Origin of the sequence: Actinomadura atramentaria DSM 43919, assembly GCF_000381885.1 — a bacterium.
Classification (GTDB): domain Bacteria; phylum Actinomycetota; class Actinomycetes; order Streptosporangiales; family Streptosporangiaceae; genus Spirillospora; species Spirillospora atramentaria.
Genome location: NZ_KB907208.1, coordinates 551905 through 574887, shown reverse-complemented (window position 1 = coordinate 574887; position 22983 = coordinate 551905). Strand labels below are relative to the sequence as shown.

21 protein-coding genes are annotated in these 22983 nt (G+C 71.9%); 8 read left to right on the top strand and 13 right to left on the bottom strand.

Annotation, left to right across the window (positions count from 1 at the left end; translation table 11 throughout):
* Position 1: 1 nt before the first annotated feature.
* From G339_RS0102690 to G339_RS32330, 4 genes are all read left to right on the top strand, one after another.
* The gene (locus G339_RS0102690) at positions 2-976 is read left to right on the top strand and encodes an AAA family ATPase (protein ID WP_019629532.1); all 975 of its coding nucleotides are present in this window, start codon (positions 2-4) and stop codon (positions 974-976) included.
* Positions 966-6221, top strand: a complete 5256-nt coding sequence (locus G339_RS36340) for a tetratricopeptide repeat protein (protein ID WP_051107757.1) — start codon at positions 966-968, stop codon at positions 6219-6221. Before G339_RS0102690 ends, G339_RS36340 begins: the two co-directional genes overlap by 11 nt.
* A 143-nt stretch (positions 6222-6364) precedes the next feature.
* Positions 6365-7744 (top strand): MFS transporter, encoded by a 1380-nt coding sequence (locus G339_RS0102675; RefSeq protein ID WP_019629531.1) that lies wholly within the window; start codon positions 6365-6367, stop codon positions 7742-7744.
* 380 nt (positions 7745-8124) lie between these two features.
* Positions 8125-8904, top strand: coding sequence for a protein-L-isoaspartate O-methyltransferase family protein (locus tag G339_RS32330; protein ID WP_019629530.1), 780 nt, complete (start codon positions 8125-8127; stop codon positions 8902-8904).
* 852 nt (positions 8905-9756) lie between these two features.
* On the opposite strand, the gene G339_RS0102665 is transcribed toward G339_RS32330, so the two are convergent.
* From G339_RS0102665 to G339_RS36335, 3 genes are all read right to left on the bottom strand, one after another.
* Complete coding sequence (locus G339_RS0102665; protein WP_019629529.1) at positions 9757-9945, bottom strand: DUF397 domain-containing protein; 189 nt, start codon at positions 9943-9945, stop codon at positions 9757-9759.
* Positions 9946-10114: 169 nt separating this feature from the next.
* Positions 10115-10303, bottom strand: a complete 189-nt coding sequence (locus tag G339_RS0102660; RefSeq protein WP_026341082.1) for a DUF397 domain-containing protein — start codon at positions 10301-10303, stop codon at positions 10115-10117.
* Positions 10304-10306: 3 nt separating this feature from the next.
* Entirely contained in the window at positions 10307-11110 is an 804-nt protein-coding gene (locus G339_RS36335) for a helix-turn-helix domain-containing protein (RefSeq protein WP_019629527.1), read from the bottom strand.
* Positions 11111-11447: 337 nt separating this feature from the next.
* On the opposite strand from G339_RS36335, the gene G339_RS0102650 reads away from it, so the two are divergent.
* The 4 genes from G339_RS0102650 to G339_RS0102635 are packed head-to-tail and all read left to right on the top strand — an operon-like array spanning position 11448 to position 12724.
* A complete protein-coding gene (locus tag G339_RS0102650; protein WP_019629526.1) occupies positions 11448-11714 on the top strand; it encodes a hypothetical protein in 267 nt (88 codons plus the stop codon).
* Positions 11711-12028 (top strand): hypothetical protein, encoded by a 318-nt coding sequence (locus G339_RS0102645; protein ID WP_019629525.1) that lies wholly within the window; start codon positions 11711-11713, stop codon positions 12026-12028. Before G339_RS0102650 ends, G339_RS0102645 begins: the two co-directional genes overlap by 4 nt.
* A 4-nt stretch (positions 12029-12032) precedes the next feature.
* A complete protein-coding gene (locus tag G339_RS0102640; protein ID WP_019629524.1) occupies positions 12033-12410 on the top strand; it encodes a hypothetical protein in 378 nt (125 codons plus the stop codon).
* Positions 12407-12724 (top strand): MerR family transcriptional regulator, encoded by a 318-nt coding sequence (locus G339_RS0102635; protein WP_019629523.1) that lies wholly within the window; start codon positions 12407-12409, stop codon positions 12722-12724. The genes G339_RS0102640 and G339_RS0102635 overlap by 4 nt, the downstream gene beginning before the upstream one ends.
* Before the next feature lie 101 nt (positions 12725-12825).
* Here G339_RS0102635 and G339_RS0102630 read toward each other — a convergent pair whose 3' ends face one another.
* From G339_RS0102630 to G339_RS0102585, 10 genes are all read right to left on the bottom strand, one after another.
* A complete protein-coding gene (locus G339_RS0102630) occupies positions 12826-13308 on the bottom strand; it encodes a MarR family winged helix-turn-helix transcriptional regulator (protein ID WP_019629522.1) in 483 nt (160 codons plus the stop codon).
* Between the two features lie 86 nt (positions 13309-13394).
* Positions 13395-14342: a hypothetical protein gene (locus G339_RS0102625; RefSeq protein WP_019629521.1), complete on the bottom strand. Its 948-nt coding sequence runs from the start codon at positions 14340-14342 to the stop codon at positions 13395-13397.
* 28 nt (positions 14343-14370) lie between these two features.
* Positions 14371-15696, bottom strand: a complete 1326-nt coding sequence (locus G339_RS0102620) for an MCE family protein (RefSeq protein ID WP_026341081.1) — start codon at positions 15694-15696, stop codon at positions 14371-14373.
* A complete protein-coding gene (locus tag G339_RS32320; RefSeq protein WP_033322051.1) occupies positions 15693-16838 on the bottom strand; it encodes an MCE family protein in 1146 nt (381 codons plus the stop codon). Before G339_RS32320 ends, G339_RS0102620 begins: the two co-directional genes overlap by 4 nt.
* A complete protein-coding gene (locus G339_RS0102610) occupies positions 16835-17884 on the bottom strand; it encodes an MCE family protein (protein ID WP_240489732.1) in 1050 nt (349 codons plus the stop codon). Before G339_RS0102610 ends, G339_RS32320 begins: the two co-directional genes overlap by 4 nt.
* Positions 17884-18921 (bottom strand): MlaD family protein, encoded by a 1038-nt coding sequence (locus tag G339_RS0102605; protein ID WP_019629519.1) that lies wholly within the window; start codon positions 18919-18921, stop codon positions 17884-17886. Before G339_RS0102605 ends, G339_RS0102610 begins: the two co-directional genes overlap by 1 nt.
* Positions 18918-20006 (bottom strand): MCE family protein, encoded by a 1089-nt coding sequence (locus G339_RS0102600; RefSeq protein WP_019629518.1) that lies wholly within the window; start codon positions 20004-20006, stop codon positions 18918-18920. The genes G339_RS0102605 and G339_RS0102600 overlap by 4 nt, the downstream gene beginning before the upstream one ends.
* Complete coding sequence (locus tag G339_RS0102595; RefSeq protein ID WP_019629517.1) at positions 20003-21049, bottom strand: MCE family protein; 1047 nt, start codon at positions 21047-21049, stop codon at positions 20003-20005. The genes G339_RS0102600 and G339_RS0102595 overlap by 4 nt, the downstream gene beginning before the upstream one ends.
* Positions 21046-21900 carry an ABC transporter permease gene (locus tag G339_RS0102590; protein WP_019629516.1) on the bottom strand — a complete coding sequence of 285 codons (855 nt, stop codon included), beginning with the start codon at positions 21898-21900 and terminating at the stop codon, positions 21046-21048. Before G339_RS0102590 ends, G339_RS0102595 begins: the two co-directional genes overlap by 4 nt.
* A complete protein-coding gene (locus G339_RS0102585; RefSeq protein WP_019629515.1) occupies positions 21900-22703 on the bottom strand; it encodes an MlaE family ABC transporter permease in 804 nt (267 codons plus the stop codon). Before G339_RS0102585 ends, G339_RS0102590 begins: the two co-directional genes overlap by 1 nt.
* Between the last annotated feature and the right edge of the window lie 280 nt (positions 22704-22983).

Below are 22983 nucleotides of genomic sequence, written 5' to 3'. Positions count from 1 at the left end.
CGTGGACGACTGGCTGCTCTACACCGGCCGCCGTGAACCGCACGACGGCATCCGGCGGCTCCCCGACCCGCCCCGCTGGCGGACGTTCGACGGCTCGCCGGTGCTGGACCGCGTCGCGGGCGGCTCGGGCAGCGAGCACCGCGCGCGGACGTACCTGCCGTCCGACGACGCCGTCCAGCAGGTCAACGCCGCGCTGTACCTGCGCCGCCCGCTGCTCGTCACGGGCCCGCCGGGGACGGGCAAGTCCACGCTCGCGTACGCCGTCGCGCACGAGCTGAACCTCGGCCCGGTGCTGCACTGGCCGATCACCAGCCGCGTGACGCTCCGGGACGGCCTGTACCAGTACGACCCGCTGACCCGCCTGTACGCCGCGTCCCGCGAGGCCGAGGACGACGAGGGCGACGGCGAGGACATCGGCCGCTACTTCCGCCTCGGCCCGCTCGGCACGGCGCTGCTGCCGTACCCGGTCCCCCGCGTCCTGCTCGTCGACGAGATCGACAAGAGCGACATCGACCTGCCCAACGACCTGCTGACGATCTTCGAGAAGGGCGAGTACGAGATCGCCGAACTCGCCCGCCGCGCCGACTCCACGGCGTCGGTGCTGAGCGCGGACGGCCCGCGCGTCGCCGTGGACGGCCGCGCCGTGCGCTGCCGCGCGTTCCCGTTCGTGGTGATGACCAGCAACGGGGAGCGCGAGTTCCCGCCCGCGTTCCTGCGCCGCTGCGTGACGCTGGAGCTGCGGCAGCCCGCCTTGCCGGAAGAGCTGACGGCGATCGTCCGCGAGCACCTGGGCGACCTCGCGGACGAGAGCGAGGACCTGGTGGAGCGGTTCCTGAACCGGTCGGCGTCGGGCAGCCTCGCGACGGACCAGCTCCTCAACGCCGTCTACCTGCTGCGGCACGCGGACGTGCCGGACCGCGCGGCGCTCGCGGACCAGATCATGCCGTACCTCGGCGGGTCCGCCGATGACGATTGACCGGTTCCGCGCCGTCCTCGCGGAGGTCGGTCCGGAGCCCGACCCGGTCGAGCTGAGCGAGATGCTGTGGCTCGCCGCGCACCTGTCGCCGGCGCGGCCCGCGCCCGCCGAGCCCGTGGCGCGGGGTAGCGGGGCGGATTCGCCGCCGCGACCGCCGCCCGCCCCGCCCCGGCCGCCGGGCCGGGAGCCGTCCGCGCCGCTGCACCGCAGCGGGCCGGACGGCGCGAGAGGCGGGGAGGCGCTGCCGGTGCTCGTCCCGACCGCGCCGATGCTGTCGGACGCGCGCGCCGTGCAGCGGGCGCTGCGGCCGCTGAAGCAGCGCGTCCCGTCGCGCACCGCGCGGATGCTGGACGAGGAGGCGACGGCCGCGCGGATCGCCGACACCGCGTCGTGGTCGCCGGTGCTCGCGCCCGCGCCGGAGCGGTGGCTGCGGCTGACGCTCGTCGTGGACACCGGGCTGACGATGGGGCTGTGGCGGCCGCTCGCGCGGGAGCTGGCGCGGACGCTGGTGTGGCAGGGGGCGTTCCGGGACGTCCGGACGGTGCTGCTGACCCCGTCCGGGAAGGTGTCGGTCGCGGGGCGGACGCGCGATCCGTCGGCGCTGCTGGACCCGAGCGGGCGGCACGCGGTGCTCGTCCTGTCGGACTGCTCGGGTCCGCACTGGTGGGAGGACGGGGCGCGGCGGGCGCTGCGCCGGTGGGCGGCGGCCGGGCCGACCGCGATCCTCCAGCCGCTGCCCGAGCGGCTGTGGCGGCGGACGGCGGCTCCGGCGCTGCCGGGTCTGGCGACGCTCCCCCGGCCTGCGGCGGCGAACCGTGATCTGGCGTTCCGCCCGTACGACGGGGACGCGCCCGCCGGGCTGCACGTGCCCGTCCTGCACTTCGCGCCGCGCTGGTTCGCCGGGTGGGCTCGGCTGCTGACGGCGGGCGGGCCGGAGCCGACCGCCGTCGCGACGTTCCCGGCGGACGCGCCGCGCTCCGCCCCGGTCACCCGCGAACGCGAGCTGCCCATTGAAGACCGGGTGCGGCGTTTCCTCGCGTCGGCGTCCCCCGAGGCGGCCGAGCTGGCGGCGCACGTGGCGGTCTCGGAGCCGTCGCTGCCGGTGATGCGGCTGATCCAGCAGCGGGTTCTGGGCGGTTCCGGTCCTGCCCAGCTCGCGGAGGTCCTGTTGTCCGGCCTGCTGCGGCCGGTGGCCGGGGAGGACGGGCGGTACGCATTCCTGCCGGGCGTCCAGGACGAGCTGTTGGCCACTCTGCCGCGCCCGGCCGAACAGCACACGCGGGCGGTGCTGCGCGCGGTGTCGGCGGAGATCGAACGCCGCGCGGGCGGGCCTGCGGAACGCTTCGCGGCCCTGCTCGCCGCCCCGGGCGGCCCCCGGACGATCGAAGAGGGCGGGCGAGAGTTCGCGCGCATCGGCCCGGCGGCCCGCGCGCTGCTCCGCGCGGGCCGGTTGCCGGAGGTCGACGGCCCGGCCGCTGAGACGCGGACGGTACTGGCGTACTTCACCTCGGGCGCGCCCGTCGCGCGCAGCGTGAACGGCGTCGCCGTGGACGAGGTCGCCGCCATGCTCCTGTCGGCGCTGGACGACATGGGGCTGACGCCGCTCGTCGCGGCGGCCGGGCCGGACGAGAACACGATGGTCCTGGTCCTCGCGGAACCGGTCGACGTCAACGCGTTCGTGGAACGGGTGTGCGTTCCGCTCGCGGAACGGCTGCGCGGCGGGTCGCGCAGGCTGGGCGTCGTGCTCAGTGCGGGACCGGTGCCGATCGACGACCGCTCGCCTCGGGGCGAGGCCGTGGAACGGGCGACGGAACTGGCCTTCGGTCCCGAACTCCGGAACAGGATGGACGACGAGGACGCGGTCCTCGCCTTCGTCACGGCCGACGAACGCGCGCCGCTCGGAAGCCACCCGTCGATGACGACCCACATCACGACGACCGACCCGCACGGCCGCACAGGATGGACCGCGCTGTGGGGCGGATACGCACCCGAGCTCGGGCCCGGGCCCCACGTCGTCATCGCCGCCGAGTTCGCCCCGCCCGACCGCGACGAGTCGCGCCGGGCGCTGGTCGATGTCCTGCGCGACGCCCTGGGCTATGCGGGAGCCGGTCGGGGCGCGCACGCCGTCGGGGAGTGGGGCGACGGGGTGGTGTTCGTCCTGGCCGGAGGCGTCCATCCCGCGCTCGTGGGGAACCGGATCGTCCCCCAGCTCGCCGAATGGGCCGCGACCGCCGTGGGACCGAGCCCCCTGCGCGCCGCGATCGACATGGGGGTCGTGGAGCGGGACGGTTCGGGATTCTCCGGGCAGGCCGTCCGCCGCGCCACCCGGATGCTGGACGAGCGACCGCTGTCGGGCAGCCAAGCCACGCTCGCCGTCCTGGTCTCCGACGAAGTCCACCGGGCCGCCCCGTCACGGGGATATTCGCCGGTGGACTTCGCCGAGGGGGACTCGTCGTTCCGGGCGTGGTTGCGGGTGTGGGACGAGGAACGGCGGGAGGACCCCCCGCGCGCGCCGGCCGCCGATCCATCGGCGGCGACGCGGACCAAGACGGTGCTCGGGCCGGGCAGCGACGGAGCGCCCATCCTGCTCGACACGCTCGGCGAGGCCGCCCCGCACGGGCTCGTACTCGGGGACACCGAACGCCGTCAGAACGTGCTGCGACAGATCGCGACCACCGCTTGGCACATCCGTGCAGAGGTCGTTCGGCTCGGGCTGGGCGACGATCCGCTCGGGGACGCGGCCTTCCTCGCGCACGAGATGTCCGACCACGAACTGCTCGCACGCCCGGAGCAGTTGCGCTTCGTCATCGCGGAACTGAACCGTGAGCTGTATCGGCGGCGCACAGCCCCGGACAGGCCGTTGCTGCTGATCGTGGACGTCTCGCTGACGCTCCCCCCGCACCTGCGCGACCTGGTGACGCTGCTGCGGCAGGTCGCGTCCCAAGGTGCGGCGCTCGACGTCCATCTCGTGATGGCGGCGGCCGAGCTGGAGCGCAGCACGGCGTGGGACTCGCTGCTGCCGCTGTTGGAATGGCGCGTCGCGGTCGGGCCGGTGCGCAGCGCCGACAGCACGAGGCTGTTCTACCGCGCCGTCCGCCTCGCATCGCGCGAAGGTTGCTTGGCGCTGCCGGGCGAACCGCTGCGCCGGTTCACGCTCACGCCGTCGAACCCGGTCGCGTTCATCGAGGTCCCCGCCTCCCGCCTCGACGCGTCGCGCCGACCGCAGGCATTCCCCGAGTCCTTCGCGTCCCGCGTCGAACGCGCCCACGCGCTCATGGCCGAAGGCCGGGCCGACGACGGAACCGCGGAACTTCGGGCCGTCGCAGAAGCGCTGACGCGAATGTTCGGGGCCGACCACGCTTACACGCTCACCGCCCGGTTCGAGTTGGCGGACGCGCTGTCCACCGCCGCCGTCCACTTCTCCGACCAAAGCGACCACGAGCGGGCGGCGGACCGGATACACGAGGCCGTCGCGGTTCTCCGGACGCTGACCGAGGACAATGCGGAGACGGCCTTTCCGCTGCTGGCGAGCGCGCTCCGCACTGAGGCGTCCGTCCTGGCGCAACGCGGATCGCCGGGCGAGGCGGCCACCGCGTGCCGCGGAGCCGCCGACATCCTGCGGCGGCTCGTGGAGAACGCCGACGACGACGAGCACGCGGCCGACCTCGCGGACTGCCTTTTCGCGCTGGGAACCCACCTGGTGTCGGCGGACCGCGCGGACGAGGCCGCCGACGCGCTCACCGAGGCCGTCGAGATCCGGCGGCGGCTGCCCGTCCAGGAACCGGCGGCCGAACTCCCACTGTTCCGCGCGCTGGACGCGCTCGGCAACGTCCGCTCGGGCCAGGGCGACGTCGAAGCCCTGCTGGCCGTCCGCGCCGAAGCCCGCAGCGTCTACCGGCGGCTCGCCCAACGGGTGCCCGCCAAGCACCGCAAACCACTCGCGGCGCTCCTGCACGGCGACGCCGTCCTCCTGATCGGCTTCGAGCGGTGGGACGACGCGGCGCGGCTCCTGCGCGAAGCCGTCGCGATCCGGCGGGAGACGGGCGGCGCGGAGCTGGCCGAGGAGCTTCGCCTGCTCGGGGTCGTCCTGTCGCGTCTCGGCCGGGACCGGGCGGCCCGGGAAGCTCTGCGCGAATCGCTGGACCTCCGCCGCCGGACCGGCAACCGCGTCGCCATCGCGCGGACGCTGACCGACCTGGCCGCCGCCCACCGCGCCGCCGGGTCGGACGGCCCGGCCGCCGACGCGCTGGCCGAGGCCGCGGCCCACTTCCAAGCCGTCGCGGACGGCGCCGGGGAGGGCCGCGCCCGCGCCGGCCTCGGCAGCGTGCTGCTGCGGCTGCACCGCCGGGACGACGCCGTGGCGGAATTCGATCGGGCTGCCGCCCTGCTCCGCGCAGCGGGCGACCGGCGGGGCGAGGCCGCCGCGCTCACCGCTCTCGCCGGAACGCTCAACGCCCTCCGCCGCTACGCCGAGGCCGCCGACGCCGCGCGCCGCGCCGCGACCCTGTACGGCGCGGCGGGCGACCCGGCGGGCGAGAGCGCCGCGTGGACCGCCGCCGGGATCGCCTACCTGCGGGACCGCCGGACGGACGACGCCGTCGAGATCCTGCGCCGCGCCGCCGACCTGGGCCGCGCGGCGGGCGACCAGGAGCAGACGGGCACCGCCCTGGCCCAGCTCGGCGCGGCCCTGCGCCGCGCGAACCTCCCCGACGCCGCCCTGACCGCGTACGAGGAGGCAGGCACGGCGCTGGCCGACTCCGACCGCTCGCGCCTGGCGGACGTCTGGCGCGCACAAGCGGACGTCCTCGCCGAACTGGCCCGCTACGACGAGGCGATCGAGGTCCAGACCCGTTCGCTGGACGTCCACAACGAGCTGGGCAACCGCTCGCGCGTCGCGGACGGCTGGCACCGCCTGGGCTTCTTCCACGTCCGCGTCGGCCGGTTCCGCGAGGCCGTGGACGCCTACCGCAACGCGGTCTTCCACTTCCGCGCGCTCGGGGACCGGCGCGCGGACGCGCGGACGTCGCGCGACCTGGCGTCCACCCTGCAACTCCTCGGCCGCCCGCGCGAGGCCCTGGACGCGGCCGTGTACGCGACGGGCATCTTTCGCGAACTGGACGGCGGCGGCCTCGACCTCGTCCGCTCCCTGGAACTCCAGGCGACGATCCTCACCGACCTGGGCCGCACCGACGACGCGGCCGCCCGGACCCGCGAGGCGACCCGCCTCTCCGGCAACAGGCCCTAGGCTGAAGCGCGTGCCCGAATCGGACAGAGCCCGCCGCCCCTAGCGGCGGCGCGACCCTCTGACCCACGCTCCGCCGCACCAGCGTCCCCGACCGGTGCGGCCTTCTCGCCGTACCGGCTCCACGCTCTCCCGACGGAGTTCCGGTGCGTTTCCTTCGTTTCCCGCGCGGCCGTTCCGCGCTCGTCCTCGGCGTCGTCCTGACGTCGTCGCTCGCCTATCCGCTGACGATCACGGGCGCGTCCGTCGCGCTGCCCGGCCTGCGGGCGGGGCTGTCCGCCGGGCCGGACGCCGCCCAGTGGGCCGTCAACGCCTACAACGTGTGCTTCGCCGGTTTCCTGGCGTTCGCGGGGTCACTCGCGGACGCCGTGGGACGGCGACGCGTCCTCACGTCCGGCGTCACGCTGTTCCTCGCGGGCACCATCGCATGCCTCACCGCCCGCGACATCGCCGTCTTCGACGCCGCCCGCGCCGCGACGGGCGCGGGGGCCGCCGCCGCGACGGCCGCCGGGGCGTCCCTGCTGGCCGCGACGTTCGACGGGCCCGCACGCGCCCGCGCGTTCGGCCTGCTCGGCACGTCCCTCGGCATCGGCCTGGCGTTCGGCCCGACGCTGTCGGGCCTGCTGGTGGACGCGGCCGGATGGCGGGCCGTGTTCGCGCTGCCCGCCGCCCTGACCGGCGCGGTCCTGCCCTTCTGCGCGCTGCTCCCCGACCCGGCCCCGCGCACCGGCCGCCCGGACGTGCGCGGCGGCGCGCTGTTCACGGCGGCACTGCTCCTGCTCATCGCGGTCGTGGTGCAGGCCCGCGACCTGCCCGCCTGGGCCATCGCCCTCGGTCTGCTCGGCGCGGCAACCCTGACGGCGGCCTTCGCGGCGACCGAACGCGGCCTGACCCGCCGAGGCACGACGACCCCGCTGATGGACACGACGCTCTTCCGCGACCGCCGCTTCACCGCCTACGCGGCGGCGGCCGGAACGCTCATGGGCGTGCTGGTCCCGATTCTGGTCTACCTGCCGTCCTACCTGGTGACGGTCGTCGGCCTGGACGCGGGCCGCGCCGGACTGTGGACCCTCATGCTGACGGTCCCGTCGGTCGTCCTCCCCGGCGTGGGCGCGGCCCTCGCCCGCCGATCCCCGATGGGACTGGTCGCAGGCGCGGTAGCCCTGACCGGCACGGGCGCACTGGCTCTGACGACGATCACCCCGAACGCGACGGCGCTCAGCCTCCTGATCCCCATGCTCCTCACCGGTGCGGGCGCGGGCCTCACCACTGGCGTCGTAGACGGCCTGGCCGTCTCGGCGCTGCCCGCCGACCGAGCGGGAACGGCAGCGGGCCTCTTCAACACGGCCCGCCTGACCGTGGAAACAATCGCCCTGGCCGCCGCCGGAGCAGTACTCGCGACCACCCCCACCGGCCACCCGACAACCCACGGCATAAGGATCGTCTGCACAACCCTCGGCCTCACGGCCCTGCTCACCGCAGCGGCTCTCCCCTATGCCGCCCGTCCGAGAAAAGCGCTCGGCTGAACCCGCCACCGGCCCCGGTGGGCCATCCCACCGGGGCCGCCGCCTCACGACCGCCCGCACAGAGGACTAGTGCGCCCCATATCGGTTTCTCGCCGATCCACCGATCGGGATGCCGCGCGCGAAGAGGTTCCGAGAATTCACGGTCGTGTACGGACATGGATGTTAGAAAGCAAAGGTCCGCCAGGCCCGAATCCGCACGGACACATACGACGATAAGCGCACCAATAAGACACGATCGCCGTACGTTCAGAGCAGCAGTAAAGAAGGGTGATGGGGATGGGAAAGCACGAACCGACCAACCAGTGTGCGACGTGCGGTGGGAGCGGCAAGGTGCCGATCACGAGCGACGGCGTCGATGAGCGGTCGACCAGGGAGACCAAATGCCCGTCCTGCAAAGGCACGGGCGGTACGACGTGAGAGGCGGACCGGCGACTTTCCCCGGCCTTCCGGCCGTTGACCGGCGCCTGTTCGTTCCGGAGGACGTCTGGGTCGTGGAGGACGGGGAATGGCGTGTGCTGTCACGCAGTGCCGACCCGGCCGCGTGGGAAGAGCAGGTCGCGGCGGACGCGGCCGTCACGACGCACCTCAAGGACGGCACCTGGCCCACGTCATCGTCGTCGGCGCCGAGCGTGATGGCGAGGATGATCGCGGCCCTGCGGCTGGAGCCCGGAATGAAGGTCCTGGAGATCGGAACCGGCACGGGCTGGAACGCCGCCTGCCTCGCAGCGCTCGGGGCCGAGGTCGTGTCGATCGAAGTGGACGAAGCCATCGCGGACCGCGCACGCACGAACCTGCGAAACGCCGGACACGAAAGCGTTCGTGTCTTCTTTGGCGACGGCGAACACGGCGCCCCCGACGCAGCACCGTTCGACCGCGTGATTTCCACCGCCGCCGCACAACGCATTCCGTACGCGTGGGTGGAACAGTGCGCCGAAGGCGGCATCATCGTCACCCCGTACACCGGAGTGGGACACGTGGACGCGCTACTCGTCCTCACCAGGACCGGGAATGCCGCACGCGGACGGGTGGAAGGAAACGCGTCCTTCATGCCGCTGAGGGGACAGGGCGTGTCGCCGATGGAACGGCGCGCGATCGAGTCCCACGATGACCTGCGCATCACCGTCACGAGAACCGGCCAGAGCATCAGCTACGGAAACTAGGAAGCGCTCAACCAGAAGCAGCGCGGCCGAGCCCCCCGGGTGGGCCATCCCCCCGGAGCCCCCGCCTACCCGTCCGCGAAGTGTCCGCGAGGCGGCACGACGCACCGACTGCGACTTGGAGGAATTCGGTTCTGGGACTGGCTGCTGGCGGCGGGACGAGGGGAAATCGACCGTGTCTGTCAGGTCGAGTCGTGGGGGTCCGTCGTGGGCAAGCATGGCAAGCCGGTGACGTGTGTGATGTGTAATGGGACCGGGAAGCGGTTGGAGAGTAAGAACGGGTCGGGTGAGCAGGTGCCCAAGACCTGTTCGCGGTGCAACGGGACGGGGCAGACGACGCGATGACCGATCGGTTGGTGTGCCCGGACTGCGGCGGGTCGGGGGAACGGCGTATCGGTCCGCTGGCGATTCAGTGCGAGTTCTGCTTGGGCGCGGGCTATGTCGGCGGCACCGACGAACCGGCTGAGGAGCAGCCGGTCGGGCCTGCTCCAGCGGTATGGGAGCAGGTCGGGGCGTCGGACGTACCGGGATGCCCGCGCTGCCTGGGGCGCGGAGAGGTCGTCCATCTGGGGACGGAACGGCCCGCCAGGGCGATGACGATCCGCCCCTGCCCGGCCTGCTCAGCCGAGCCGCCGGGCGAAAGGCGACACGGCGTTTGACCTGCGGCGACCGGCGTGGCCGTCATTACCCGCCCTCAAGGACGGCACTTAAGCCCATGCTGTCCTCTTTCATCCCGCCGGAGCGCCCTGCGGCGACCCGCGATCGGGCGCCTGGTCCACACACTGGTCACTGGCGCCCTTACAACACGCGGCTCCGGCGGGACGTCCCGCCGGGGCGGCGTGCTCGGGCGTTGCGTTACAGGTCCAGCGCGCCCGACTTCACGCCGGAAAGCAGATCGGCGAACGCCGCGTGGTTCACCGCCAGGTGGCCCTTGCCGGGGTTCTTGCTGTCGCGCAGGCCGATCGTGCGGGGAAGACGCCCGACCTCCACGCAGTTGGTCTGGCCGGAATCCGCGCTGCGGGTGCTCTTGCGCCATGTGGCCATCGCACCGGCTCCTTGCCGTCGAGGGTCGGTCGGGGTCGGGGTACCCGGTGGGTCCCGTGCTGACGCTGCCTCGGCCGGACTCGGCCGTCAGGGGTTGACGCGGGGTTCGGTGGAACGGCGGCGGCCCCGGTGGGGTGTCTCCCGCCGGGGCCGCGCGCTCAGGCGTTGGTCACAGGTCCAGCGCGCCCGACTTCACATCCGCGAGCAGCCCGGCGAACGCGGAGCGGTTCACCGCCAGGTGGCCCTTGCCGGGGTTCTTGCTGTCGCGCAGGCCGATCGTGCGGGGAAGACGCCCGACCTCCACACAGTTGGTCTGTCCTGAGTTCGCGCTGCGGCTGCTCTTGCGCCAAGTGGTCACGGGTCATCCCTCGGTGTCGATCAGACTCTTAAGGTGCGCGCGGGTCGCATCCGGCGAGAGCGCAGCACCCGCCGTGCGGTCGTGCGCGACCACGAGTTTACGCAGGTCTCCCGTCTCGGCAATCAGCGAGCCTCGCGCCGGGGTCTCGACGTACCCGACCTCACGCGTGGGCGTTGAGTAGATATAGAAGTCACCTCCCAATCCGGACTGCAATCCCGCGTCGGCCGGGAGCAGTCGCAGCGTGACGTGGGGGAGGCTGGCGACTTCCAACAGTCGAGCGAACTGAGCACGCTTCAGCGGCAGCGGGGTCAGCAAAAGCGCGATCTCCGAGATGAGCGCAGAGATGTACGGAGGGTTTTCGCGCGCGAGGATGGATTGCCGCTGCGTACGTACGGCTACCTGCCCCTTCACATCCGGTTCACCTGCCTGTTCGAACACCGCCCGCGCGTACTCGGGCGTCTGGAACAAGCCCGGGATGAACGCGACGCCCGACAGCCGAATGACCGTCGCAGCGGCCTCGTACTCGACCGCGGCGAGGAATTCCAGCGGGGCCGCCAGGTGGCTCGCGTGGTAATGCAGGGACTCCAGGATTCCGCCGGTTCCCCATGTTTTGTCGAGTTCACGCATGGCTTCGATGGGCGGGGCGTTCCTCCGCGCCTCCCAGTTCGAGATCGTCTTGTGGTCGGCCCTCACGATCCTGCCGACCTCGGCCTGCGACATCCCCGCGTTCTTGCGAAGAAGCCGCAGGGTAACGGCCAGTGTGTCCCACAGACCGGACAGGGGGTCGATCGACTCAGCGGCGCTCATCCTGCACCCTCCGTGACTCTCGATTGTCTCGCGAGATATGGCGAAGCTACTCAGCCCACGTCACGCTTGTCCCCCAGACCGACGAAGAACGCAGGGGACATTCGCCTTACCTCGGAGATACAGGGCGACCGTGCGCGGAATCCCCGGAAAGGGGTGTGATGATCAGCGATCAGTTCGCACTCGGTGTGCGGTTGGTGCTCGCCGGGATAGGTGCGGGCACATTGGCCGCTCTGACACTGCTTGCGATATTTCTCGCCCTGGCCTGCCTGCGTTCGGCGCATCGGCGGCAGCGGGCATGCGGTCGCCATGTCCAGGTGTCGCGGCGTCGGGGGCGGCGGTGAACGCGCGCATCGAGCACCGCGAGCCCCTGCCGGGGTACCGCGAGCCGACGAGCCGTTGGTACGAGCCGTACCGGACCGCGCGCGACGGCGTGTGGCGCTGCAACGTCCGCGTCCGCCTGTCGTGGCGCGAGCGGCAGGCGGGCGTCCTCGCGTCCGTCGTCGCGGCGAGCGAGACCGGAGTGCGGCGGCTGATGGCGCAGCAGGACGAGCTGGCCGCGCGGGTCGGGCAGCGACCCGGCCCGGCCCGGGAGGCGAGCCGATGACCGGGCAGAGGTGCGCAACGTCCCCTGAACACGCCGACCGGTACGCCGAGGAGCGGACGTTTCTCGGGGCGATCGCTGAGGCGCTTGCGGCGCTCGGCGCGCTGCACGCCGAAATCCGTCAGCCGTACGGGATGGGCACGCCGTTTCTCCATGTCGTGGGTGACCGGAGCACCGGTCACGGCGAGGACGTCCGTCTCCGCCGCGTCGCCGACGACGGATCGCTCCGCGCCGTCTGGCAGTGGGGTGAAGACCTTCCCCTCGACCCCCGGCAGGCCGCGGCGGCGATTCGTCGTGTGGTCGCGCCGGAGATGTAGACCGATGAGCGGACGACACCAGAACACCGGGCAGGCCGCCTCCATCGCGCCGCCGCCCGATGTGGACGGCGGCCTGACCGGTCTGCCCTTCGCGCAGCGCGAGCGCATGACCTTCCTGACCCACCTCGCCTACTGCTTCGGCGCGCTGCCCGGATACACGACCGGCATCGCCGTGATCGACCTCGCGCCCGTCCTCAACGTGATCCCCGTGGACAGGCGCGGCCGTGCGGCGCGCGGCGCCGTCACGATCGCCTGCGACTACGACAAATCCCAGGGCGCGTGGTGCTTCACCTGGTACGCCACCAAAGAGCGGATCGGCCCCGCCAACAACCTCAGCACCGCCGCAGACCTGATCAGGAACCGCATCGAGAGGACGGTATGAGCACCAATCCGCAACCCGGCGGACGCACCGCGCGGATCGGACTCGTCGCCCGCGTCAACGGCATCTGGGGCGGCCGGTGGATGTCCGCCGACTTCGCCGCGAAGCTCGTCGGCGTCGCCCCGACCCGCCTGGCGCGGTGGGCGAAGGCGGGGCTGATCTCGTCCCGCCGGGACGAGCCGGGCGCGCGGCACCGCTACCTGCGGCCCGAGCTGGTGATCGTGTCCCGGTTGGGCGTCGGCGGCGCACCGCCCGACGTTCACGCGCTGCGCCGCCATGTGCGCGGGCAGGACGACGGGAGCGGCGAACCAGCCTGAGAACTCCCCGGCCGGGACACGCCATGTTTCCCGTGTGGCCCGACGGTCCCGGCCGGGGGCGCTGCCCGTCCACGGGCGTTCGCCGGCGTGGACGCGCGGGGCTACGGCAACGCGCCGAGTTCGGCGCGGGCGCTGGTGCGGAGGGCGCGGAGGGCTTCGGCCAGGGCCGTTCGCTGGGTCGGGGTCAGCGGGCCCGCGAGGTGGCGCGCGAGTGTTTCGGTGTGGACGGTCAGGGCCTCGGCCAGTTTCGCCGAGCCGGCGTCGGTGAGTTCCACGTGCTGGCGGCGGCGGTCGCCCTCGGCGGTCGTGCGGACGACCAGGCCCGCGTCCTCCATGCGGTCGATCAGCCGCGTCATGCCCCCGCTCGTCAGCGTCAGCTCCCCCGCGAGCGTCCCCATCGTCGCCGGGCAGCGCGCCCCGGACGGCGACAGCCGCAGCAGCACCTCGAACACCACGTGCCTGATCCCGCACCGCCGCTCCAGCTCCCGGTTCGCGATGCGCTCCAGCAGCGTCGCCGCGCCCAGCAGCGACCCGAACTCATGCAGCAGGTCCCCGGGAACCGTCCCGTCGTGGGTCACCGTCATCCGCCGGTCTCCTTCCCCCGTCACCCCCTCCAACGCGCGAACGCCCCGCCCGGCTTCCGCCGGAACGGGGCGTTCTGGGAGGCCGGTCAGTCCTTCTTCTTGGCGGACGGGCTGGTGCTCGGCGTCGGGAGCGTCGCCGCGCCGGTCTGGTCCTGCGGCTGCGTCTGGTCGTCCTGCCCGGACACGTACTGCTTGGTGACCTTCCACTTCCCGTCGATCTTGGCGAGGGCGAGCCGGATCAGGTTCGCGCGCGCCTGCGTCGGGCCCTGCTCGGTCGTCGCGGTGATGTCGACCTGGACGACGGCCGTCGCGAGCTTGCCGTTGACGTCCCCGACGAACACCGCCACGGACTTCGACGCCAGCGACGCCGTCGACTGCCCCGACTTGAACGTGTTGACCAGGCCCGGCGCGGTCTGGCTCTTGTACCTCTCGAGCAGGTCGCCGCCCATCAGCTTCTCGGCCTTGGCGATCTGCTCCTGGTAGTTGGACGCGCTGTAGTTCGCGGCGACGTCCCCGAACGCGCTCGCGACCTTCGCGACGTCCGCGCGGTCGTCCGCCTCGGACGCCTTGCCCGCCGCGACCCGCCACTGCCAGACGGCCAGCGCCGCGAGGACCACCACGACGACCGCGACGGCGATCAGGCCGGGCGTGCCGAGCGCGCCGGGCCGCGCGGGCTCGTCCGCCTCGGGCTCGGCGGGCGCGGGCTCGGCGGGCTCGGCGGGCTTGGCCTTCTTCGGCAGCGCGGCGACCTTCGGCTTCGCCGCGGGCTCCTCGGCGGCGGGCTCCTCGTCGGCGGGCTCGGCCTCGTCCTCGGCGTCGATCCGGGCGATGACGTCCTCGATGTCCTCGTCATCGTCCTCGATGACCTCGATGACGCGGACCCGCCGCTTGCGCTTGCCCGGCGCGGCCTTCCCGGCGCCGTCCGCGCCCTTCCCGGCGTCCGCGACCTCCTCGACCGGGGATTCCGCCGAAGCCTCCGCGGCGGCGTCGCTCGCGGCGTCGTCGGTGTTGTCCTTCGTGATCTTGGCGGTCACTTCGCGCACTCCTCGGGGGTCATCGGGGTCAGTCCTTCTTCCGCCGCCGCCGCAGCGGTGCCGGAAGCCGCGTCAGGCGCGACAGCGCGGGCACGAAATTCGCGATCACCCGGATCAGCACCAGCAGCGCCAGAACCGGGGCAACGTACATTAGCCAACGCGGGCCGACCGTAGAAGAGGCGTCGTCGTCATTGCTGGCGACGTTCTTCGCGTTGATCTGCGCGTCGTTCTTCCCGACGGACGGGTCGTGCGTCGGGATCGTCGCGCCCGGGTCCTTGGACTTGTAGGGCTTCTGCTTGCCGACCTGCGGCGTGCTGCCGTCCGGGCAGGTGATCGTCTTGTTCACGCCCGGCTGGTCGAGCGGGTACTTGTACTCCAGCGTCGCCGTCGTCTTGAGCGTGATCAGGAAGACGACGTTCAGGACCGGCTTCCCGCCCTCGTTGCCGATGACGTTGTGGAGCACGGTGTTCAGCATCGGCGCGGCCCTGAGGACGTCCGCGAGGTCCTTCAGGTAGTCCGGGTCGTATTTCGACAGCCCGAGCGTGCCGAGCGCGTCGACCGTGCATTCGAAGTTCTTGCCCGTCTGGTCGAGCAGGCCGTTGACGGTCGCGAGCAGGTCGGGGCCCCGGTCGCGCAGTTCGGTGAGCTGCCCGCGCACCTGGCTGAGCGCGGCGGTGACGGCGGCGAGGTTGTCGATGCCCGCGCCGAGGTCGCCCCGGTTGGCGTTCAGGACGCCGCCGATCCGCCCGAACTCCTTGGTGAGCCGGTCGAGCAGCTCGGTGTTCTGCGCGAACGTGGCGGTGAGCTGGTCGCCGCCGTTGATGATCTGGCGCAGCGAGTCCTCGCGGCCGGACCAGCCCGCCGCCAGCTCGTGCGTGAGCATCTTGGCGTCGTTCGGGTTGATGGCCTTGAGCGAGTCGATGACGGCGGCGAACAGGTCGCCGTACTTGGGCGGCACGCTCGTCTGGCTCTTGGGGATGACGGTCCCGGCCTTCATCGCGGGCGCGTTGATCCCGCCCGGCCCCGGCGTCAGCTCGACGACCGGCTCGCCGACCGCGGACTTGCGGGCGGCGGCGGCCTTCACGCCCTGCGGCACCGTCACGCCCCGGTCGATGTCGAGGCGGACGACGACGCGGTCCTTCTCCAGCTTCACCGAGTCGATCTTGCCGATGCGCAGCCCGAGGTAGTCCACCTCGAACCCGGGGTGCAGGCCGGGCGACGACTCGAACTCCACGACCAGGTGGTACGGCCGCTCGATGAAGTCGAAGTGGACGACGTTGCGGAACGCCCACACGACCATGACGACGGCCAGCGTCGCGAACACCGCGAGGTTGATGGTGAGGCGCCGCGTCATCGCTGTCCCTCCAGCATGCGGGCGAGGTCGGGGAACGCCTGGCGGAGCGCGGGCGGCAGCTCGATGCCCGTCCCGCCGCCGGAGCCGGACGGCTTGCCGGTGTCCTTCTTCGCGCCGGAGGTCTTCTTCTTCCCCTGGTCCGCCGCCTTCGAGCCCCCGGCGGCCGGGGCCTCGGGGATGACCGGGGTGCCGTTCGGCCAGGTCACCTTGAGGATCGGGTACAGCAGGATCTGCCCGTCCCAGGTCGCCTTCGGCAGCTTCTCGGAGAACGTGACGAGCCCGTCCACCAGCGCCGTCAGCCGCTTGCGGTTGCTCCCGAGCTGCGCGAGGACGGGGTCGACGTCCTTGAGCAGCTCGCGGAACCGCGCGACCCGGCCCTCCAGCACCTTGTCGTTGAGCTGCCGGGCCATCTCGGTGAGCTGCTCGACCGCGTGGACGATCTTGTCCTTGTCCTCGTTGAGGACCCGCGACGCCTTCTCCAGCTCGGCGGGGGCCGCGCCGAGCGCGTCCTTGCCCGCCGCCAGCGACCGGCCCAGCTTGGCGAAGTTGTCCACCGCCTCACCGAGCGCCTTGCGCTGGTCGGCGAACATCTGGAGCAGTTCGGCGGACTGGCGGATCGTGCTGTTCAGCTTCGGCCCGTTGCCGTCCAGCGCGGTCGCGCCCGCGTTGACGACCGTCGCGACGTCGTCGCCCGCCAGCGCCTTCAGCAGCGGCCCGGCCTGGCCGACGACCTGCTCGAACGCGGGCTGCACGCTCGTGTCCGCGATCGCCGCGTGGTTCGCCAGGAACGGGCCGGTGTCGGTGCGGCCGCCCGGCGGCAGCGTCAGGTCCACATAGTTCTCACCGAGCAGCGAGGTCACCTTCACCTCGGCGTGGGTGCCGACCGGCAGCCGCACCCCGTCCTTGATCGAGACGGTGACCTTCGTCCTGTAGTCGGACGTGAGCTGGACCTTCGTGACGCTGCCGATCGTCACGTCCGACATCTTCACGCTGTGCCCGGCGACGAGCCCCTGCGCGTCGGTGAACGTCGCCGTCAGCGTCAGATGGCCCTTGGGCGCGCCCGCCGTCCGCAGCGAGCAGCCCGACAGCGAGCCCGGCAGCGCCACCGACGCGGCCAGCGCGAGCGCCACGGCGCGTCTCATTTCCCGCCTCCGCCCGAGTAGGTGAACGGACAGTTGGAGTTCGGTTTCGGCAGCGGGCACTCGACCTCGTCGGTGTTGAGCAGGCCGCGCAGCCACGTCCGCAGGAACGCGTCCGCCGCGAACCGCAGGTGCAGCGACTTGTCCGTGGTGTTGTAGCCGCCGATGAACGCCGAGCTGATGCCCGGCAGGACGTCGATGAGCTGCCCGAGCTGCTTGGCGTTGCCCTTCAGGACCAGCGCGACCTTCGTCAGGACGCTCAGGTCGTACGGGAGCTGGCCCTTGTACTTGTCGATGAGCTTCCCGCCGTTCTTGGCGAGGTCCAGCACCCCGGTGACGAGCTGCTGGAGTTCGCCGCGCTCGGCGGCGAGGACCTGGCTGGCCTGCCCGAAGTCGCGGATGACCGTCCCGAGGACCTGCTCGCGGCCCCGCACGACCCCCGCCATGCGGTCGAGGTTCCTGGCGACCTCGATCAGGTCCTTGTCCTGCCCGGCGACGTTCTCCACGAGCCGCGCGCTCTGCTCCAGCGTCGCGTTGAAGTCCTTGCCGTTGCCCGCGAACGACTGCGCCGCGCCGTGCAGCGCCGTGTTCACCTTCGTCGGGTCGAGGGCCTGCGCGAGGTTGGTGAACGAGCTGAGCGCGTCGTCCACCTCGACGGGCACGTGGGTGCGCTCGATCGGGATGTCGTTCCCGGTCTCCTTCGCCTCGCCCGGCTTCCACGCCGGGTGCAGGACCAGGTTCCGCTCCCCCACCAGATTCAGCGGGACGATCGACGCCTGCACGCCGCGCGGCAGCGGCACGTCCCGGTCGATGTGGAAGACGACCCGGATGTGGTCGCCCTTGTTCTCGACCTTGTCGACGAGCCCGACGTCCGCGCCCATCACCTTCACCTTGGACTGCGGGTAGAACGAGCGGGCCTTGGCCAGCTCGACGGTCATCGTCCGCTCGCCGCCGCCGCCGACCGCGCAGCCGCCCGACGTCGCCGCCAGGACCAGGGCGAGCCCGGCCCCGACGAGCGAGCCCGGCCTCAACCGCCGTGGAAACCTCATCAGTTGCCTCCCTGGTTCCCGGCGGGCCGCCGCGTGGAGATCGGGCCGGGCGGCTGGAGCGGCCCGAGGCCGGTGAGCAGGCCCTCGATCCAGGCCCCGTTTCCCTTCAAATTGGCGATCTGCTGGAAGGTCGGGCCGAGCAGCGAGAAGTCGGTGTTCAGCGCGTCCATGTTGGGCGCGAGCCGCGTCGTCAGCAGGTGCAGGTTGTCCAGGAGCTGGTCGAGCTGCTTCTGGTTGCGGGAGATGACGTTCGACAGCGTGCGGACCGTGCGGCTGCTCGACCCGATCGTCGCGGCCAGCTCGTCGCGGCGGCGGACGAGGGTGTCCAGCAGCGTCTGGCTCGCGTCGAGGATCTGGCGCAGCTCGGCGTCCTTCGCCGCGAGCGTGCCGGTGATCTTCTTGCTGTTCTCGATGAGGTTCTGGACCTGCGGGGTCGCGTCGTTGAGCGTGCGGGACACGTCCTGCACGTTGACCAGGACCCGCTTGAGCTTCGCCGCGCTCGGCGACTGGATCTTGCCGACCTCGGTGAGGAGCTTGTCGATGCTCTTCTCGTCGAGCTTGCCGACGATGTTCTGCGCGCTCTCCAGCGCGTCCGGGACGGTGAACGGGACGGCGGTCCGCGACAGCGGCACGCGCCGCCGCGACGCGGGCACGTCCGCCATGTACGGCCGGGCGACCGGGCCGGACAGCCGCAGGTAGCGACCGCCGAGCAGCGTCGTCGTCTGGATCTCGGCCCGGGTGTCGGGGCCGAGGTCGATGCCGTGGTTCATGTGCCAGGTGATGATCACCTTGCCGTGCGCGAAGTCGGGCCGCACGCCGGTGACGCGCCCGGCCTTGACGCCCGCGACGCGGACGTCCTGGCCCTTCTTCATCCCGGCCGTGTCGGAGAACTCGCCGCTCATCGTGTAGCCGCGGTCGAACAGGTGGAGCTGCCCGACCGCGAACGCGAACACGCACGCGGCGCCCATGACGCCGAGCGTCAGCAGGGCGACGACCTTCTGGTTGACGTCCCGGAGGGAGGTGAGCCGTCGTCTCACTTGCCGCCTCCCGTCAGCATCGACTTGAGTTTCGCCAGGTCGGCGGGGTCGGGCGTCGTGTCGTTCGGCTGCTGGCCGGGGGCGGCGGGCAGGTTCATCGGGAACGGGCACGGGCCCTGCACGATGTTCAGGCACAGCGCGTTGGTGCGCAGGAAGTGGCCGCCGTTGGCGGTCGAGAACAACTGCCGCAGGGTGAGCGGGAGCTGCTGCACCATCTTTTCGAGCTGGTCCACGTTGAGGCGGAAGGTGCCGCTGAACTTCGCGAGGTTGTCCACGATCCGGGCCAGTTCGGCGTCGTTGCCGCCGAGGACGCGGTCGAGGTTGGTGGTGACGCCGCCGACCTGGACGATCGCGTCCTCCAGCACCTTCTTGTTCGCCGCGAACACCTTCGTCAGCTCCGCGAGGTTGTCGACGCTCGCGGCGATCTGCCGGTCCCGGGCGGCGACGGCGGCGCTGACCGTCTCGTAGTCGTCGATCATCCCGGCGATCGTCGTGCGGCGGGTCGCGAACGTCTGGAGCAGGCCGTCGAGGTTGTCGGTCAGCACCGAGAGGTTCTGCTCGTTGCCGTCGAGGGCCTGCGCGAACGCGAACAGGATCTTGTTGAGCTGGCCGGGGTCGAGGTTCTGGGTGAGCGGGCCGAGGCTGTTGACGACGTCGCCGAGGTCCACGACCGACCGGGTGTGCGGGACGCGCGCGCCGGACGCCAGCATCGTCCGGCTCTGGCCGGGTTCGAGGTAGACGACGCGCTGGCCCATGACGTTGCGCCAGCGGATCGCCGCCGTCGAGTCGTCCGGGATGCGGACGTCCTTGTCGACCTTCATCGACACGACGGCCTTGCCGCGCACGACCTTGACGCCGGTGACCTGGCCGACCGGGGTTCCGGCGACCTTCACCGTGTCGCCTTCGAGCAGGCCCGTGACGTCGTCGAACGTGGCCGTCAGCTTGTAGCGGTCGCTGAAGCTCGTCCCGAGGATCTGCTGCCCGATGTAGAACGTCAGCAGGCCGGTGACGACGACGAACACGCCGAACTTCGCCATCACCGTGTACTGGGGGCCGCGGCCGGGTTTGCCGCCGAACCGCTTCATGGGTTCACCTTCGGGGTGGACATGGAGAAGCCCGGCGGGCAGATGTCGACGAGCGTCCGGCACAGGTCCAGCGAGAGGGTGTCGCGGGCCTGCGCCAGCTCGGTGCCCTGCGGGCCCTTCGTGCGGATGATGTCGGCGAGCAGGTTGAAGAAGCCGTTGAGGCCGTCGATCATCGTCGGGATGTTGCCGCGCTGGGCGTTCACCGTCGCGGCGACCCCGGCGGCGGAGTCGACCACGTGGCCGAGGTGGCCGCCCTGGCGGTCGAGGGTGCCGCTCACCGTGCCGGCCGTCTTCCCGGCCTCGTCCAGCAGCGCGGACACCTTGTCGGGACGGGTGTAGACGACCGGGGCGACCTTGTTGGCGTCGGCGACGGCGCCGGTCAGCGTGCCGCCTCGGGTGGCGAGCGTCCCCGACAGGCCGGTGACGTCGTCGATGAGGCCGCGCAGGACGTTCCGGTCCTGGTGCGTGGCGTCCACGACGGTCGCGAGGTTGCCGACCGTGCGGCGGAGCGCCGGGCCCTCGCCGGACAACCCGGCGGAGAAGGTGTGGACGATCGTGGCGACCTCGTCGGGGTCGAGCGCCGCCGTCAGCCGGTACGTCGGCCAGGCGGTGTCGGAGATCTCCTCGGGGTCCGTCGTCCTGCCGATCCGGCCGCCGTCCGGGAGGTACGGGCCGGTGGTCTCGCCCGAGCCGAGGTCCAGCGTGAGGTCCTTCGGGCCGAACACCGACACCGGCTCGATGCCCGCCGTCGCGGTGCGCGCGACGCGGACGCCCTTGTCGAGGCGCATCCGGACGGTGACCCGGCCGTCGCGGCCGAGGCTGACGCCCGCGACCGTCCCGACCGCGATCCCGCGGATCTTCACGTCCGACTTGCCCGGGTCCAGGCCCTGCCCGGCCCGCGCGAACGTCGCCGTCAGATACGTCGAGCCCGCGTAGGACGGGGACGCGCCGAGCGCCACCCCGGCGGCCGCCGCCGCGAGGACCCCCGCGCCCAGCAGCGCGAACCCGGTCCGGGTGCGCGTGGAGAGGGTTTCGTCGCTCATCCGGTCAGCCTCACAGTTCCGCCGTGGCCCCAGAAGATGTACGACAGGACGAGGTTCATCAGGATCATGAGGATCGTGGACTCGCGGATCGCGCGACCCGCGGCGACGCCCACGCCCACCGGCCCGCCCGCCGCGTAGTAGCCGCGGTAGCAGTGGATGAACATGACGATGAACGCGAACACCGCCACCTTGATCGCGCTGTAGAGCACGTCGATCGGCGGCAGGTACAGGTGGAAGTAGTAGTCGTAGATGCCCGGCGAGAGCCCGTAGTACTGGATCGAGATGAACCGCGTCGCGAAGAACGCCATGAACAGCGACACCAGGTACAGCGGGACGAGCGCGATGACTCCGGCGGCGACCCGCGTGCAGACCAGGTAGGCCAGGGAGTTGACGCCCATGACCTCCAGCGCGTCGATCTCCTCGGAGATCCGCATCGCGCCGATCTCGGCGGTGAAGCCCGTCCCGACCTGCGCGACGAGCGCGACGCCCGCGATGATCGGGGTCACCTCGCGGACGTTGGAGTAGCTGGCGACCAGGCCGGTGAACGCCTCCGCGCCGATCCGCTCCAGGCCGGGGAACGCCTGGAGGCCGACCATCGCGCCGGTGGCCAGCGCCATCGTCGCGATCACGAAGATCATGCCGCCGCCGATGACGAGCGCGCCGACGCCGACGGTGATGTCGCTGACCTGCTTGGCGAGCGTCTTGCCGTATTTGCGGCGGATGACGATGTCGACGACGAGGTGGTAGAGCACCCGGCCGAGGAAGACCGGCAGGCTCGCCGATCCCGACAGGCCGGCGGTCCGGCCCCGGAAGGCCCGGCCGAGCTTGCGAACGGGGGAAATCGCGACCATCAGAACCTCGGGGGGAAAAGGACCTGGTAGATCATCGTGAGCACGTAGTTGAAACCGAACACCACGATCGAGGTCACCACGACGGCCTTGTTCACCGCGCGCCCCACGCCCACGGGGCCGTAGTCGCAGTTCATGCCCATGTAGCAGGCGACGGCGGCGGCGACGAACCCGAAGATCCACGCCTTGAACAGGGTGATCACGAGGTCCGGGAACTGGAGCAGGCTCGTCGCGCCGTCGAAGAACGCGCCGGGGCTGACGCCCTGCTGGATGACGTTGAAGTAGTAGCCGCCGAGGACGCCCGCGAGGATCACGACCGAGCACAGCAGCGCGGACACGGTGCTGGCGGCCCACAGGCGCGGGGTGACGAGGCGGTGGATCGGGTTGATCCCCATGACCTCCATCGCGGCCAGCTCGTCGCGGATGTGCCGCGCGCCCATGTCGGAGGTGATCGCGGACCCGCCGACGCCCGACACCAGCAGCGCGGCGGCCAGCGGCGCGACCTGCTGGATCATCGCGGCGACCAGCAGCGCGCCGGTCTGCGACTGGGCGCCGAGCTGGCGGGCGATGTCGCCGACCTGGAGGGAGATCGTGGCGCCGAGCGGCACCGCGATGAGCATGACCGGGACGCTCGTCACGCGGGCGAGGAACCAGCACTGCTCGATGAACTCGCCCCACCACTGCCGGACGTCCCAGGTGCGGCGCAGGCCCTCCAGGAGGGTGACGCACAGCAGCCCGGTCTCGTCCAGGACCTTGGCGAGACGCCGCAGGGCGAGGTCGGGAGCCCTGCTCAGGCTCATGGCCATCAGCCGGAGACCTCCCCCTCGGTGGCAGGGTGAAGGGACATTCCAGCCTCCTTTGTGCTCGGACGTCGGCGCCCATCCGAAACCGGCCGCCCGCCTCGGCCGCTGCGGGCGCCGCGCGGGTGGGGACCGCGACGCCCGGACCTCGGAAGACGCCCGGATCACGTTCGGGCCGCCGTGACCAGGGGACACACCGGCACCGTCTGTGATCTGGAGCACTCTATTGGAAAGTCGTCTAAGAAGCGAGTACTTACATTGGGGATTTGTCGGGAGCTACGATCAG